Here is a 15,902-nt window from a genome sequence, read left to right on the forward strand (position 1 = left end):
TCGATCAGTCCCGTTTGAAGACAATCCGGCCGAACCAGCCGGTGAACACCGCGACCGCAACCGCCAGCAGTCCGTAGAAGAGGCCGCTCGTCGCCGCGAAGCGGGATATCTGGCTCTCGATACCTGTCTTGACCACCCACAAATCTTCGGATCGTTCGCGAACGAAGACGCCCTCGCGAAACAGGATGGCACGCGCCACGTGGCGACCCACCGGCAGGTCGCTCGGAAGCTGGAGATTGGCGCGGAACAGGGTGGCGCTGACGAAATCGATGCTGCCCGTCGTCTGGGTGAACAGCCCTCCGCGTTCGCCGAGGCGCTTCACGGCCTGGCTGAACTCCGCCTTGCGTTCGGGGCGCACGGTGCGGATGCTCGGCGCCTCGAATTCGAGGTTCTCGACGCCGATGTCGAGCTGGCGCAGCGTCGTCGCCGGCGCGATGTCACGCAACGGACGGGTGGAGACGAGCGCATAGGAACTCGGTACGCCGTTGAAGCGCTCGGCGGCGCGGTTGATCCAAATCCCGACGGTGCGCTCCTTCTCGCGCACGACGATGTCGCGTCGCGGCCCTTCGAGGATCACCACGATGTCGTAGCGTCCCTGGCGCAGAAGGCGCTGGTCGGCATTGTCGAGCGCCCCGAACACGACGAGGCGCGAGCCGCCGAAATTGGTGCCGACCGAGATCATCTCCGTGGACAGGCCGATCTCGAAGGTCTCGGGGAGCGGGGGCGGTTGCGCCGGAACCTGCGCGTGCGCGCCGCCGGCCGACAGCGCCAGCGCGGCGGCGCAGAGGAACCCGTGCAGCCCCCTCACCCGCTTTCTCCGCTCGGAAGGGTGATGGAATAGGGTTCGGCGGGCGGCAGCACGAGTTCCACGAAGAGCCGTCCGGCCACCGCGAGGACGAGCAGAGCGAGCAGCGCGCGCAGTTGCTCGCCCCGCAGCTTGCGACCGGCCTCCGCGCCGAACTGCGCGCCGACGACGCCGCCGATCATCAGGAGGAAGGCCAGCACGACGTCGACCGTCTCGTTGGTGGCGGCCTGCAGCACGGTTGTGGCGGCCGCGGTCACCATGATCTGGACGAGCGAGGTGCCGATCACGACGCTCGTCGGCACGCGCAGAAGGTAGATCATGGCGGGCACCATGATGAAGCCGCCGCCGACGCCCATCACCGAGCCGAGAAGGCCGATCACGAAGCCGAGCCCGAGCACCGGCACCAGCGAGACGTAGAGCTTGGACCGCTTGAACCGCGTCTTGAACGGCAGGCGATGGATCCAGCCCTGATGGCCGCGCCGCCGGACCACGTCGCCCGAGCCGCCGCTGCGCACCCGGCGCATGGCGCGCAGGCTCTCGTTCATCATCAGGACGCCGACCGTGCCGAGCATCACGACGTAGAGCATGGAGACGGCGAGATCGAGCTGGCCGAGGCGTCGCAGGAGCGTGTAGAGCCCGACGCCGACGACGGATCCGCAGACGCCGCCGGCGATCAGCATGGCCCCGAGCTTCAGGTCCACGGTGCCGCGCTTGTAGTGTGCGAGCGCACCCGAGAAGGAGGCCGCGATCACCTGGTTCGCGCCGGTGGCGACGGCCACGGCCGGCGGAATGTTGTAGAAGATCAGAAGCGGCGTGATCAGGAACCCGCCGCCGACCCCGAACATGCCGGACAGGAATCCGACCGCCGCGCCCATCCCCACGATGACGAAGACGTTGACGGTAATCTCTGCGATCGGGAGATAGAAAGTCACGTGCCAGGGTTCCGCCGAGCCGATCCACCAGAACGGAAAAGGGGTCCGGACGTCTTGGCCCGAACCCCTCCCCCAAGTCAAACGATGCGGGCGCCGATCAGGCGTCCTTGCGGTCCAGAAGCGCGCGGATCAGCGGCTCGTCGATCTTGCCGGTGGCCGCCAGCCCCGCCTTGCCCTGGAACTGGCGGATCGCCGCCTCGGTGCGCGCACCGACCTTGCCGTCCGGCTGGCCGGGATCGTAGCCGAGCTTGATCAGGATCGCCTGCACGTTGCGGATGGCGCGGGACATGTCGACCGAGGCGGTGCTGCCGGCCGTCTCCGACCAATCGGCGGGCACGTCCACGGTGTTGGCGGCTTCTATGCGGGGCTCGGCCTTCCAGGCGGCGATCTCGGCGTCGAGCGACTGGCGCTGTTCGGCCGAGAGCGTCTTGCCGACCTCCTGCATCTTGGAGCCGGCGTCCTTGTCCCCGGCCCCGGCGACGATGCCAAACCAGCGGTAGGACTTGGCAAGGTCCTGCTCGACGCCGGCGCCCCGGGCATACAGGATGCCGAGATTGTACTGGCTGTCGCGCATGCCGTGGTCGGCGGCCTGGATGAACCACTTGGCAGCGTCCGCCGGCTCCGACTTGCCGTCGATGCCGGTGGCGTAGAGCACCGCGAGGTTGTGCATGGCGCGCACGTTGCCCTGCCCGGCGGCCAGAAGATACCAGTCGCGGGCCATGGCGGCGTCGCGGCCAACGCCGTTGCCCTTCTCGAACAGCGTCCCGAGGCTGTACTGCGCCGGGGCGAAACCGCGAGAGGCGGACTGGGCGAACCAGTTCAATGCCGCTGCCGGATCGCTTGGCCCGTTCCGGCCCTCCATCACGCGCAGCCCGATCTCGAAGAGCGCCTTCGGATCCTCGGCCGCGACCGCCTTGGCCAGCGCCTCGGAGGCGATGCCCTCGGGCAGCGCGGGAACCGGACCCTGCGCCGCCTGCGGAAGCCGCGAGCGAACGGAGGCGAGCAGCGGGCCGGCATCGGCGACGGCGGGCGCCGGCGCGATCTCGGCGGCCGCGGCCGGAACCTCCGGCTGCACGGCCTCGGCCGCCGGTGCGGGTATCGCCGCCGCCGTCTCGACCTGCCCGTCCATCGGCGTCGCCTCGGCCACGACCTCGTCCGTCGGGGACGCGGGCTCGGACACCATCGGCATGGCGGCCGTGGGCTCCGCCGCCGGAACGTCGGCGGCCAGAACCGGCTCGCTCGGCTCCGCCGCGGGCGGGACCTCGGCGGTGGCAGCGGGCGCCGGCTGATCGATCAGGGCCGCGACCTCATCCTCGGTCGGCACCGGCGCGGACGGCGTCACCGACGGTGCCTGCGCGGCAGCGGAGACCGTGGCCTCGTCGAGACCGGCCACCGTCTTTTCCTTCAGCATCAGCTGGTCGATGCCGAAGGGTACGGCCATCAGCGCCAGGAGCACGGCGCCGACGCCCATCAGGATGGGCTTGCGGCGGTTGGAAGCCGGCTTGCCCTTCAGATCCTCGCCGCGCTCCTCGCGGTCGCGCAGGGCCTCCGCCTCGGCGGCGGCGGCCATGGCGGCCTTGCGGGCGGCGGCGATGAAATCCGCCTTGGCCATCGGCTCCGGAGCCGGGTCCTCGCCGCGCTGCTGCTGGCGCACGCGCTCGATCAGGGCGGCGATGTCGGGCGCGCCGGAACCAGGCTCCAGCGGACGGTTGGCCTCGCGCGACACCAGGCTGTCGGACGGGTCGAGCTCGGGCGCCGCGAGGACCGCCGCCTTCGGGGCGTCCTCGTCCTCGTGTGCTTGCGTGCTTTCGGCGGCCTCGGCGGGCTCCTCTACGATCGGCGTCGGGCGGATGCGCTCCGCCAGGCTCACGGCGGTCTCCGCCTTCGCCTTGCCGCTGCGACGCGAGATGTGGCGCTGGAGAGCTGCGCGCAGCCCCCTTGCTTCCTCCTCGACCAAAGGCGCCGGCTGCACCGCGCGTTCGGCGAACACCGGCATCTCCGGAGCCGGCACGATTTCGGCGGCCGGCGGCGCGGCGGGAGCCGGCGCTTCGGTGGCGAGCGCGACGGGCTCCAACGTGGCCGGGCGCAGTACCGGGGCGGCGACGGTCTCCACGGGGCGACCGCGCATTTCCTGCTCGATCAGCGTCAGGCGCTCGACGATCTTGAGGAGTGTCGCATGCACCGCATCGAAGACGCCGAAGGTACGCTCGTCGCTCTCGCGGCACAGCGCCTCGAGATTGCGCATGTCCTGCGCCAGCTCCTGGACGAACCCGCTCTCGCGGCGCGCATCCTCGACCTGCATGCGGCGCACGGCCTCTTCGGCCGCCGCGCGAGCCGCCGCCACGACGTTGTCGCGGTTCTCGTCGAGCTGCCGCTCGATCGCATCCAGCCGCTGGACGACCAGGCCGGCGTCCTCGACGGATGCGCCCGGCGCACCGGCGAGGATCTGCGTCATGCGGGTGATCTGCGCTTCGAGCGCGGCGATGACCTCCGGGTCGACGACACGAACCGAGGCGGAATCCTCCAGGCGCTGCGCGATCGCGCTGAGGCGCTCCTCGAAGGCCGAGGTGTCGGCGCTGCCGGCGCTGCGGAACAGGCTCTCGACGCGCTCCGACAACGTATCGATCCGCTGGCCGAGATCTTCAGTGGGACGCGCCGCGCCGATGTCCTCGACGCGCTCGGCGAGTGCCGCGATCTGCAGCGACAGGGTCTCGGCGCCGCGTGCGTCGGCTAGACGGTCGATCCGTCCGGAGAGGTCTGCGACGCGCGCTTCGATGCGCTCCACCGGCGCCATGTCGATCTCGCCGGCCGCGCGTGCGGGCTGGTTCGCCAGGGCCTCGGAAATTTCCGCGAGGCGCTCTTCGATAAGGACGAACTGCGACAGGTCCGGCTCCCGAACCTCGCGCGTCAAGGTCTCGATGCCTTCCGCGAGGGCGGCGACACGCGCTTCGAGCTGTTCGATCTGCAGGAACTCGGGCATCTGCACGAGGGCCTGCTCGATCTCTTCCATGCGCCCGGCCAGGCGCTCGATGCCGGCTTCGAGCGCCCCCGAACCCAGACGTTCGGCCATCGCCTCGAAGCGGGCGTCCATGGCGTCCTTGCCGTTCTCGGCAACGATGGCGTCGAGCTTGTCGCGCAGGCCGTCGAGCTCGGTGCGGAGCACCTTGGCGACGGATTCTTCGGCCTGGACGCGGGCGGTGTCGAGATAGCGGGCCTCGAACTCCTCCCAGCGCTGCTGCACGGCGAGGACCTGGTCCTCCGTGGCGAGCGAGCGCAGCGAGGTGCGCAGGCGCTCCAGCTCCACCTTCAGGTTTCGCTTGGCCTCGGTGTCCAGCGCCACGTGCTCGGAGATGCGCGTCTCGAACTCGTCCCAGCGACGCTTCACCGCCTCCAGAGACTCCTCACGCGCCATCTGGCCGACCATGGCCGCAACCGCGTCGAGATCGCCGCGCAGCGCTTCCAGCGAAGCCTGATCGGCGGTGCCGGCGGTCAGCTCGGTCAGCGACTCCATGATCTCGAAGATCTCGGCGCCGATCCGTTCCGGCGCGTCGCGCTCGGCGATCATCTCCTTGAGATCGGCAAAGGAGGTCTGGAGCTCCTTGATCCGGCCGTCGGTATCGACGCCGACGCGGCTCTGGATGTCGCCGCGCAGGAGCGTCAGTTCGGCGGCCAGGTCCTTGATCAGCGCGATGGAGGCGTTCTGGAGCTGCAGCTGTTCGACCTCGGCGGCGATCGTGCCGATTCGCCGACCGGCGGCGGCGCGGCGACGCGGCGCGTCCTCTTCCGAGGCGAGAGCGCTCTCGACCGCGACGTTGGAAACGGCGGCCGTCAGCGAGGGGCGGCGGGCGCGGCGCGCTTCCGCGGCCAGGCGCAGCTTCTCGCTGGCCGACAGCTCGGCGCGCTCGGCCGCGCCATCCGGCGCTCGATCGGCGGGGGGTGCGGGGTTCGTGGCAGGCTTCGTCGAGGACAGGCGGCTGAGGCGCTGCTCCAGGTCTTCCAGCGTCTTGCTGAGCGACGAAAACGACGCGTCGGAAGCTGCCGGCATATCTTCCGCCCGTTGCCTCACCTTGGCTTCGTTCTGCGACATGTCCCGCTCCTTCCGCTGCCCGCCGCCTGTCTGCGGGCGCGACCGCTTTGCCAAGTTCACGACCAGAAGGCTTAACGAGGGGTTAAGCCATGGTCCTTTGGTTAAGGATTTAAAAACCTAAGCGGGAGCGAGGCTGGATTCGATCCGGTCTAGGCTTGCGAAGCCGGGGACCGCGCCGGTAAATATTTTTGTTGGGGCAGGCTTACGAAATCGCTGACGCCGTTAAATACACCTGTAGTTATATTCGGGTGATGAGTGAGACATCATGAAGCATCCGCAGATGGACGATTCCAGCGACGACGGAGACAGGCGACTCGGCATCTCCGAGCTCCTCGCCTGCGACCCGGAAGGGTCGCATGCGGGTGAACACGACAATTTCCGGATCGGCGATCTGGCGCGCGAGTTCGGCGTGTCGCTGCGTACCCTGCGGTTCTACGAGGATCGCGGCCTGCTCCAGCCGGAACGGCAGGGCACGACCCGCATCTATTCCCGGCGCGACCGCATGCGCCTCCGCTTGGTGCTGCTGGCAAAGCTCCTCGGCTTCTCGCTGACCGAGGCCAAGCAGATCATCGACGTCTACCATTCGCCCGACGGCCCGCGAAAGCAGCTCGAGGTCGCGCTCCAACGCATGACGGAGCAGAGGGTCGTGCTGCTCGATCAGCGGCGCGAGATCGACGAATCGCTCCAGGCCATGGAGGTGGCGCTCGACCTCGTGCGCGATCGTCTCGGCCGCGCGGATAACAACTGATCTCGCCCGTCGTCACGTCGGTTTCGATCCGACCCGACGAGTATGAATGAATGATGAAGAAGTCCGATCATTTGCCGTGCATCTTCGATGGGGGACCTATGCACGGGACGGGATAGCTCATCATGACGCGATGCAGCATATAAGCGTTCAGGGAGCCGTAGAAAGAAGTCCCAAGAGGTTATCATGATCAACGTCCGCACCGAACGTACTGGGTCCTTCCCGGCCCAAATCGGCGCCACCGCACGCCGTCCGGGGGCCGACCGGTCCCGCCCGTCCAGCCGTTTCGCGCACGGCACCGCCCGCCCGATGTATCTGGAGACCGAGCCGATGACCCACATGGTCTCGCGCCGCGGATCGATGTTCGAGGCCAGCGCGCCGCAGCGCCCCTGAAGGCTTGCCCGGTCAGCGGGCGAGACTCCCATGCGATTTCAGAAGGGCTCGGCCGATGGCCGGGCCCTTTTTCATGCGGGGATGTTCCCGTCGGGGAAGCGTTCAGACCGCCCCGGCCCGGTTGCGGCAGAGATGGAGCGTGACCCATTCGCCCCGACGCAGCGTCCGGCGGTGGAACAGGCCCTGGATGCGGTAGGCCGAAAGCACCGCGTCCCTCTGCCGCTCCAGGATGCCCGACAGGACCACGTCGCCGTCGGCCGACAGGTGGCGCGCCAGTTGCGGAGCGAGCTGCATCAGCGGGCCGGCGAGGATGTTGGCGATCACAAGATCGAACGGCGCCGCGCGGCGGAACGCCGGCGAGCCGAATCCCGTCGCCGTGGCCGTCTCGACATAGCGGGAGACGCCGTTCGCGCGAACGTTCTGCCGCGCGACGGCGATCGCCACCGGGTCGATGTCCGTCGCCAGGACCGGGCGCCGCGCCAGCTTGGCGAAGGCGATCGCCAGCACCGCGCTGCCCGTTCCCAGGTCCAACGCGTTGCGCGGCCTGCGCCGCCGCACCACGCTCTCGATCATCGTGAGGCATCCGGCGGTGGTCCCGTGATGCCCCGTCCCGAAGGCCTGACCCGCCTCGATCTCGATGGCGAGGTCGTTGGGCAGGACCTTGTCGCGGTCGTGCGCCCCATGGACCAGGAAGCGCCCGGCCCGCACGGGCTTCAGCCCCGCCAGCACCTCGGCCATCCAGTCGATGTCCGGCAGGTCCTCGCGCACCGGCTCGGCATCGCCGAAAGCCTCGCGCACCGCCGTCTCGTCGACGGTGTCGGCGTCCTCGAAATAGACGGACGCCTCGAACAGTTCGGCCTTTTCGTCGACCTCGGAGAGGGAAACCGGCCATCCCTCGTCGGCGAACCGGGCGTCGAGCCGATCGAAGAGCGCCTCGGCGGGTGTGCGTCCCGAACGCGTGTAGAAACGGACCTGACCCACGACGACCTCACTTCCTCGACATCGATGGCGGCACGGCCGCCCCGGCTCCTCACAGCGTGACGAGCCGCTCCAGTTTGCCCTTGGCGGTCTCGGGGTTCTCGCCGTAGGCGATGGTTCCGACGAAGCGTCCGGCCCGATCCAGGAGGATCACCGACGCCGTGTGGTCCATCGTGTAGTCGTCGCCCTGCGGCACCTTCCTGGCATAGGCGCCGTAACCCTTGAGCATGGCGGCGACATCGTCCGGCGTGCCGGTGACGGCCGTGATATCAGGCGACAGGGCACCGACATAGGTCTTCAGGATCTCCGGCGTGTCGCGCTCCGGGTCGACCGTCACGAAGACGATGCCGAGATCCTTGCCCTCTCCCTTCAGCGCCTTCTGATAGCCCGACAGTTCATAGAGCGTCGTCGGGCACACGTCCGGGCAGTGGGTGAAACCGAAGAACAGCGCGGTCGGGCGCGAGCGCAAGGCGGCCTCGGTGACCTCCGCGCCGTTCTGGTCGGTCAGGCGGAACGCGGTGCCGTAGGGCTCCGCGCCCTGCGTCACTTCCTCCATCTCCGCGCGGCCGAAGGTCCAGACGAGGACGAGGAGCGCCAGCACGGCCGCCACCAGGAACCAAAGCGCGTAGCGCAGCACGGGCAGACGGCGGCGCCCCCTTTCGCGCGGAGTCGGATCGGTCATGTCGTTGCTCCTTTGTCGCGGTCTCGGATACATGATTGCTCCGCCGCCTCCAAGGCCGCGACGACAAGGGGACCGGGGGCGGGAATGAGCGAAGCGGGATCGGGCAGCGAGGATCTGCGGTTCCGGCCGGACGAACCACGCATCCACCCGAGCGCGGAACTGAAGGGGACCCGCCTCGGCCGCCATTGCGACATCGGCCCGCGCGTGGTCCTGCGCGACGTCGCGGTCGGCGACTATTCCTATTTCGAGCGCGGCAGCGAGGCGACCCACGCCGACATCGGCAAGTTCTGCTCGATCGCGGCGCACGTGCGGGTCAATGCGCTGGAACATCCGGTGGAGCGCGTCACGACGCACAAGATCAGCTATCGCCCCAACGAGTATTTCCGCTGGCACGGCGTCGACGACGCTTTCCGCGAACGCCGGCTGCAGCGCCGCGTCGAGATCGGCCACGACGTCTGGCTCGGCCATGCCGCGGTGATCCTGCCGGGTGTGACGATCGGCACCGGCGCGGTGGTCGGCGCCGGCGCGGTGGTGACGCGCGACGTCGCGCCGTACACGATCGTCGCGGGCGTGCCGGCACGCCCCTTGCGCGCCCGCTTCGCGCCGTCGGTGGCCGAGCGGTTCCTGGCCCTCGCCTGGTGGGACTGGCCGAAGCCGAAGCTCTTCGACGCCATATCGGACATGCAGACGCTTTCGCCCGAACATTTCCTCGCCCGTTGGGAGGCCACGAGCGACTGAAGACGATCGTGTCCTCGGCGATGTCGGTGGACCTCGTCTTCCCACGAACCCCGCAGCCAGACCCGCCCTGTCGAACTTGTGATCGCCCGCCGCGCTCCACTTCGGCGCGAATCCTTTCCAGCGGCGATTGCGGCCTCCTATATGAGGTCCAAGGAATATCGGCATACCGGAAGGATCGATCACGATGGGCAGCTCGGCCAAAATGCGCGGCATGGCTTTGATGGGCGTGCTGGCGCTGACCTTCTCGCTGGCGGCGGTGGACTTCGCGGAAGCGCGCCGCGGCGGCAGCTTCGGAAGCCGTGGGGCGCGCACCTACCAGTCCGCGCCTGCCACGAACACGGCGCCCTCGGCCGCGCCGGTGCAGCGTTCCATGACCTCGCCGAACGCGGCGGCCCCTGCGGCCGGCGCTGCGGCGGCGGCGCGTCCCGGGATGCGCTCGGGTATGTTCGGCGGTGGCTTCGGCGGGGCGCTGATGCGCGGTCTCGTGATCGGCGGCCTGTTCGGCCTCCTGATGGGCACCGGCTTCGGCGGTATGGCCGGCATGCTCGGCTTCCTCGTCCAAGCGCTGCTGATCGGCCTCGTGGTATGGTTCGTGGTGCGCATGTTCCGTCGCCGCTCCGGCCAGACGGCGATGGCCGGTGGGCGCCCGAACGAGGCGGGCAACAACCGGACGATGTACGAGGGTCTCGGCCAGCGCGGCCCGCAGGGCGGTCAGGCGGCAGGCGCCCGTGGCTATGCCGGTCCGCAGGCGGCTGCAGCGGCTTCGAGCGCTGCGGGCGTCGACCAGCTACGCATCACGGCCGCGGATCTCGACATCTTCGAGAACCGCCTCCAGACGCTGCAGGACGCGTTCACCCGCGAGGACTACGCCAAGCTCCGCGAGATCACGACCCCCGAGGTCGCCTCCTACCTCTCCGAGGAACTCGCCACCAACGCCTCCAAGGGCATCCGTGTCGAGGCGCGCGACGTGACGCTGCTTCAGGGCGACGTCGCCGAGAGCTGGAAGGAAGGCTCGCGCGAATACGCCACCGTCGCGATGCGCTATTCGATGGTCGAGACCATTCGCGACCGCGAGACCGGCGCGATCCGGGAAGGCGGCAACGCCCCGGTCGAGTCCACCGAGGTCTGGACCTTCCTGCGCGACTTCAAGGACGAGTGGAAGCTCTCCGCGATCCAGGAAGCCTGATCGCGAGGCCACCACACCGCATCCACAGGCCCGCCGGTTCCCGCGAACCGGCGGGCTTTTTTGTCCCCTCAGGCCGCGCCGCGCACGGGGGCGGCGAACAGGGTTGTGAGCGCCCGCTCGATGTCGGGGGTCAAACCCATCACGGCGCTGAGATCGCCGAGGCGCAGCGCCGCGCGGTGCTTGCAGTCGGAGCGGAAGCGCGAGGCGGGGCAGGTGCAGGCGAGACGCATGTCCCCTCGCCCGCCTCGCACGACCTCGATTTCGTAAGGCGTGCCACGGCTCCCCGCTACGCGAAAGTTGAGACGCCCGGTCGCAGCCTCGCCACGCGCCGCCATGGCGCGGGCGGCAATGCCCCCGGCCCGCGGCGGGGTGCTGGCCGAGACCGGCTTGGCAAGCCCGGAAGTGTCGGCGAGATCGACGATATCGCGTGCCCCCGCATGCCGCACGCCCTCCAGCGCGATCGTGGCGCATGCGAAGGCGTCCTCGCCGGCATCATGATGCCGGAAGGTGATGCCGAAGCGCGTCGCCAGGGCCGACAGCTTCTTGCTCGGCTCCTCCGGCCAGAGCCGGCGCGCCATCGCGACTGTGCAGAAGGAGCGGAACTCCGGCAGCGCCAGGCCATGATGGGCGGCGGTGCGCTTGAGGACCGTCATGTCGAACGAGGCGTTGTGGGCCAGCACCAGCGCGCCATCGAACACCGGGGCGATCTCGCGCCAGACATCGGCGAAGCTCGGCGCGTCGAGCACGTCCTCCGGCCGGATGCCGTGCACGCGGATGTTGCCCCAGTCGAAGCGAAGCTCCGGCGGACGGATCAACGTGTGGAAGCGCCGCGTGACGGCACCGCCCTCCACGAACGCCAGACCGATCGCGCAGGCGCTGACGGGGCTCTGGTTGGCGGTCTCGAAATCGAGGGCAACGACGGTCATGCGCATCCGAAAAAGGGGCGCACCATGCGCCGTGGCCTCCGACGCCCCCTCCGGCTTGCGCAACGGCGCATGGACGGCGGACGAAGCCCGCCCGACCGTCCCCCGCGAGATCTGATGGAGACAGCCCCGGTTGAATCAGGCTTGCGCGATCAGTGCAAGCCAGTCGTCCTCCGAGATCACCTTCACGCCGTGCTTCTGCGCGTCCGTCAGCTTGGATCCCGCTCCCGGTCCGGCCACCACAAGGTCGGTCTTCTTCGACACCGACCCGGACACCTTGGCACCCAGCGCCTCCGCCCGCTCCTTGGCTTCGGCCCGCGTCATCTTTTCCAGGGTCCCGGTGAACACCACCGTCTTCGAGCGGACGGGCGAGGAAGCCGGAGGCGGCGCGGCGCGCTCGTTCGTGGTCGTGACCCCGGCCGCCATCAACGCTTCCACCGCTTCACGGTTGTGCTGCTCGTCGAAGAAATGGATCAGCGACAAGGTCGCCACCGTGCCGATGTCGCCGTCGCGCGTCAGCGCGAGGAAGGCATCGCCGGGTGCGCCGGCCTTGGCCCGGCGCAACGCATCGGCAAACCTCTCGGCCTCCTCACCGTAGCGTTCGCGCAGAACCACGCGCTGGTTCGCCTTGAGGCCGAGATCGGCGTCGCGCAGAGGGTTCCAGTGGGGATCGGCGAGCTTGGCGTCGTCCACCGCCATGAGCCGCTCGAAGGTGGTGCCCCCGATCGTGCGCAGCGCGCTGAGCTCCGCCCAATCCTCCCCCGGTTGGCCCGCACGAGCGGCATCGATTCCGGCGACGAAGGCCGGCACGTCCTCGAAATGCTTTGCCAATGCCTTGGCCGAGCTTTCGCCGATCTCGGGGATGCCGAGCGCGAAGATGAAGCGGTCGAGCGACACCGTCCTGCGCGCTTCGACGGCCGCCAGGAGATTGTCGATCGCCTTCGTCGTCTCGCCCTTCCTGGCCGCCTTTGCTGGCTCGGCCTTGCCTTCCGCCTGTCGACGGGCCTCGGCAAGCGCACGTCGCCGCGCCTCGATCGCCTCGCGCAGCGCTTCGAACTCGAGCCGGAAGATGTCGGCCGGCTGGCGTAGGAGGCCGGCGTCGAACAGTTCCTCCACGAACGTCTCGCCGAGGCCCTCGATGTCGAAGGCGTTGCGCGAAACGAAATGCTTCAGCCCCTCCTTGGCCTGCGCGGGGCAGGTCATCGCCGCCGTGCAGCGCCGCACCGAATCCAGCCGTCCGGTGCGCGGATTGATCTCGCGCTCGGCCTTGGAGCCGCAGATCGGGCAATGGTCGGGGTAGCGGAAGGGCTCGGCGCCCTCGGGACGCTTCTCGATCACGACGTCCACGACCTGCGGGATGACGTCGCCCGCGCGCTGGATCACCACCGTATCGCCGATGCGAACGTCGCGTCCGCCACGGATCGGCTGGCCGTCGGCGTCGCGCCCGGCGACATAGTCCTCGTTGTGCAGCGTCACGTTGGAGACGACGACCCCGCCCACCGTCACCGGGGTCAGCTTGGCGAGCGGCGCGAGCTTGCCGGTGCGCCCGACATTGATGACGATCTCCTCCACCGTCGTGGTCGCCTGCTCGGCCGAGAACTTGTGCGCGATCGCCCAGCGCGGTGCGCGCGAGACGAAGCCGAGCTCGCTCTGCGCGTCGAGGTCGTCCACCTTGTAGACGACGCCGTCGATGTCATAGCCGAGCCCCGCCCGCGCCGCCTCGATGCGGCGGTAGTGCTCGATCAGCCCGTCGACGGTCTCCAGCCGCTTCATCAACGGCTCGTCGTTGCCGAACTGCGGCACCGTGTTCGTCTGGAACCCCATGTCCTGAAGCGCGGCGACGACCTGCGTCTGCGTGGCGCCGGGCAGTTCGCTGGTCTCTCCCCAGGCATAGGCGAAGAAGCGCAGCGGCCGCGACTTCGTCACGCTCGCGTCCTTCTGGCGCAGCGATCCCGCGGCGGCGTTGCGCGGGTTGGCGAACTGGCGCGCGGCCTTCGCCCCCTCGCCCTCGCCGGCTTCCGCCAGCAGCCGTGCGTTGAGCGCCGCGAAGTCCGCGTGGGTCATGTAGACTTCGCCGCGCACCTCGAAGACCGCCGGGGCGAAACCCCTCAACCGGTCCGGGATGTCGTCCAGCGTGCGCGCATTGGCGGTCACGTCCTCGCCCACCTGCCCGTCGCCGCGCGTCGCGGCTGAGACGAGCCGGCCCTTCTCGTAGCGCAGGGACAGGGAAAGCCCGTCGATCTTGGGTTCGGCCGTGATCGCGAGCGCGGCATCCTCGCCAAGGCCGAGGAAGCGACGCACGCGCCGGGCAAAGTCGGCCACGTCCTCGTCGGAGAAGGCATTGTCGAGCGAGAGCATCGGCACGGCGTGCCGGATCTTCGCGAACTTCGCGGAGGGAGCGGCGCCGACCTTCTTCGCGGGCGAGTCCGCCCTCGCCAGATCCGGGAAGCGCGCCTCGATCGCCGCGTTGCGCCGGCGCAGGGCGTCGTATTCCGCGTCGGTGACCGTCGGCGCGTCGTCCTCGTAGTAGCGCCGGTCGTGCTCGGCCATCTCGCGCGCCAGCCGCTCCAGCTCGGCGGCGGCCGCCTCTGGGGTCATCCGGTCGAGATCGGGAAGGTCGGACATGGCTGGCTCGGCTCAGGAGGATCGATCGGGCGTTACACCGATTCTGGAGCAGGCCGGCGAAAAATCCCGTGACGCTTCGCCGTCCTCAGTTGGGATGGCCGATCAGCCGCGCGGCGGCCGCGCGCGCCTCGTCGGTCACGATGTCGCCGGCCAGCATGCGGGCGATCTCCTCACGCCGGGCGGATACGTCGATCGTCGCCACGCGCGTCGACAGGCGCTCGTCGCCGGGCTGGACTTCGGCCTTGGAGATCAGGAGATGCGTCGTCGCACGCGCCGCGACCTGCGGCGCATGCGTCACCGACAGGACCTGCACCCGCGAGGCGAGCCGCGCGAGGCGCCGTCCGATCGCATCGGCCACCGCACCGCCCACACCCGTGTCGATCTCGTCGAACACGAGGGTCGGAGCGGAGCCCTTGTCCGCCAGCACCACCTTCAGCGCCAGCAGGAAGCGCGACAACTCGCCGCCCGAGGCGACCTTCATCATCGGCCCGGCGCGGGTGCCGGGGTTGGTCCGCACCCAGAACTCGGCCGCGTCGATGCCGGCCCCCGTACGCGCCTTCGGATCGGTCGCGATCTCCACGATGAAGGCCGCGCGCTCCAGCTTCATGTCGGGAAGCTCGCCCATCACGGCCGCCTCCAGATGACGGGCTGTCTCGTGGCGCTTCACCGAGAGGTCCGCCGCCAGCTGGTCGAACGTCTCGCGCCGTGCAACGACCTCGGCCTCCAGATGGCCGAGGCGCTCCTCGCCGGCATCCAGCTCGGCGAGATCGCCCATCATCTTGGCGGTGAGATCGGCGAGATCGTCCACCGCCACGTTGTACTTGCGGCCCGCCGCGCGCAGCGCGAAGAGACGCTCCTCGCACTTCTCCAGCGCGCGCGGGTCGAACTCGAGCGTGCGCAGCGCGCCCTGCAGGCTCATCTGCGCGTCAGACAAGGCGTCGAGCCCTGCTTCCAGACGCTCGATCGCCTCGTCAAGAAGACCCGGCAGTTCGTCCTTCTTGCGATCGAGCCGGCGCAGAAGACTGCCGAGACCGGGAATGGGAGACGCCGGACCGGACAGCTCCTCGTGCGCGTCGTTGACGTCGGTCGCGATCTTTTCCGAGCGCATCATGCGCTGGCGCTCTTCGGCGAGTTCCTCTTCCTCGCCCGCCATCGGCGAAAGCTCGGAGAGCTCCTCCACCGAGGCGCGGAGATAGTCGGCCTCGCGCGCGGCGGCCTCGACGCGGGCGCGGTGGCGCGACAGCTCGCCCTCCGCCTTGCGCCAGTCGTCGAAGGCGCGGGTGACCGCCATCGCCTCGAGCGTCAGCCCACCATATTCGTCGAGCAGGAGCCGGTGCGCCTCGGGGTCGACGAGCGCGCGGTCGTCGTGCTGGCCGTGGATCTCGACGAGCGTAGCGCCCACTTCCTTCATCAGACCGACGCTGGACGGCCGGTCGTTGATGAAGACGCGGGTGCGTCCGTCCGCGCTTTGCACGCGCCGCAGGATCAGGTCGCCGTCGTCGTCGAACCCGTTGTCCGTCAGGAGCCTGCGGGCCGGGTGCGCGGTCGGCAGGTCGAAGACGGCTGAGACCTCCCCCTGCTTTGAGCCGTGGCGCACGAGACCGCCGTCCCCTCGCCCGCCGAGCGCGAGCGATAGGGCGTCGAGCAGGATCGATTTGCCGGCGCCGGTCTCGCCGGTGAGCACCGACAGGCCGTCGTTCAACACGAGGTCGAGCCGGTCGATGAGGACGATGTCGCGGATCGAAAGGTGAACAAGCATAGGGGAGAAGGGCTAGACCGGCTCGCGCAGAATGGCAATCGCGAAGATA

General features: G+C 69.3%; 12 protein-coding genes. 4 read left to right on the top strand and 8 right to left on the bottom strand.

What is annotated here, in order from left to right; translation table 11 throughout:
- Positions 1–4: 4 nt before the first annotated feature.
- The 3 genes from AUL34_RS00285 to AUL34_RS00295 all read right to left on the bottom strand — a co-directional run bounded on the left by AUL34_RS00285 (position 5) and on the right by AUL34_RS00295 (position 5,824).
- Positions 5–808 (bottom strand): TIGR02186 family protein, encoded by an 804-nt coding sequence (locus tag AUL34_RS00285; protein WP_082653042.1) that lies wholly within the window; start codon positions 806–808, stop codon positions 5–7.
- Positions 805–1,737: a sulfite exporter TauE/SafE family protein gene (locus AUL34_RS00290; RefSeq protein WP_061929456.1), complete on the bottom strand. Its 933-nt coding sequence runs from the start codon at positions 1,735–1,737 to the stop codon at positions 805–807. Before AUL34_RS00290 ends, AUL34_RS00285 begins: the two co-directional genes overlap by 4 nt.
- A 97-nt stretch (positions 1,738–1,834) precedes the next feature.
- Positions 1,835–5,824 (bottom strand): peptidoglycan-binding protein, encoded by a 3,990-nt coding sequence (locus AUL34_RS00295; protein ID WP_061929459.1) that lies wholly within the window; start codon positions 5,822–5,824, stop codon positions 1,835–1,837.
- Between the two features lie 265 nt (positions 5,825–6,089).
- Between AUL34_RS00295 and AUL34_RS00300 the strand changes: the two genes are divergently transcribed.
- Entirely contained in the window at positions 6,090–6,572 is a 483-nt protein-coding gene (locus AUL34_RS00300) for a MerR family DNA-binding transcriptional regulator (protein ID WP_082653043.1), read from the top strand.
- Between the two features lie 183 nt (positions 6,573–6,755).
- Positions 6,756–6,962: a hypothetical protein gene (locus AUL34_RS22090; RefSeq protein ID WP_061929463.1), complete on the top strand. Its 207-nt coding sequence runs from the start codon at positions 6,756–6,758 to the stop codon at positions 6,960–6,962.
- 102 nt (positions 6,963–7,064) lie between these two features.
- Here the strand turns inward: AUL34_RS22090 and AUL34_RS00310 are convergent, their stop codons facing one another.
- Positions 7,065–7,943 carry a 50S ribosomal protein L11 methyltransferase gene (locus AUL34_RS00310; protein WP_061929466.1) on the bottom strand — a complete coding sequence of 293 codons (879 nt, stop codon included), beginning with the start codon at positions 7,941–7,943 and terminating at the stop codon, positions 7,065–7,067.
- A gap of 49 nt (positions 7,944–7,992) precedes the next feature.
- Positions 7,993–8,622, bottom strand: coding sequence for an SCO family protein (locus AUL34_RS00315; protein WP_061929469.1), 630 nt, complete (start codon positions 8,620–8,622; stop codon positions 7,993–7,995).
- 84 nt (positions 8,623–8,706) lie between these two features.
- On the opposite strand from AUL34_RS00315, the gene AUL34_RS00320 reads away from it, so the two are divergent.
- Both AUL34_RS00320 and AUL34_RS00325 read left to right on the top strand, forming a co-directional pair.
- The gene (locus AUL34_RS00320) at positions 8,707–9,360 is read left to right on the top strand and encodes a DapH/DapD/GlmU-related protein (RefSeq protein ID WP_061929472.1); all 654 of its coding nucleotides are present in this window, start codon (positions 8,707–8,709) and stop codon (positions 9,358–9,360) included.
- A 184-nt stretch (positions 9,361–9,544) separates the two neighbouring features.
- Positions 9,545–10,546, top strand: coding sequence for a Tim44 domain-containing protein (locus AUL34_RS00325; RefSeq protein WP_061929475.1), 1,002 nt, complete (start codon positions 9,545–9,547; stop codon positions 10,544–10,546).
- Positions 10,547–10,614: 68 nt separating this feature from the next.
- Here the strand turns inward: AUL34_RS00325 and AUL34_RS21720 are convergent, their stop codons facing one another.
- The 3 genes from AUL34_RS21720 to recN all read right to left on the bottom strand — a co-directional run bounded on the left by AUL34_RS21720 (position 10,615) and on the right by recN (position 15,853).
- Positions 10,615–11,472: a 3'-5' exonuclease gene (locus tag AUL34_RS21720; protein ID WP_082653050.1), complete on the bottom strand. Its 858-nt coding sequence runs from the start codon at positions 11,470–11,472 to the stop codon at positions 10,615–10,617.
- A gap of 135 nt (positions 11,473–11,607) precedes the next feature.
- Entirely contained in the window at positions 11,608–14,094 is a 2,487-nt protein-coding gene (gene ligA / locus AUL34_RS00335; protein ID WP_061929478.1) for an NAD-dependent DNA ligase LigA, read from the bottom strand.
- A gap of 85 nt (positions 14,095–14,179) precedes the next feature.
- Positions 14,180–15,853 carry a DNA repair protein RecN gene (gene recN, locus AUL34_RS00340; protein ID WP_061929480.1) on the bottom strand — a complete coding sequence of 558 codons (1,674 nt, stop codon included), beginning with the start codon at positions 15,851–15,853 and terminating at the stop codon, positions 14,180–14,182.
- Positions 15,854–15,902 lie beyond the last annotated feature (49 nt).

The organism is Aureimonas sp. AU22, assembly GCF_001463745.1.
In the GTDB taxonomy this organism is placed as follows: Bacteria; Pseudomonadota; Alphaproteobacteria; order Rhizobiales; family Rhizobiaceae; genus Aureimonas.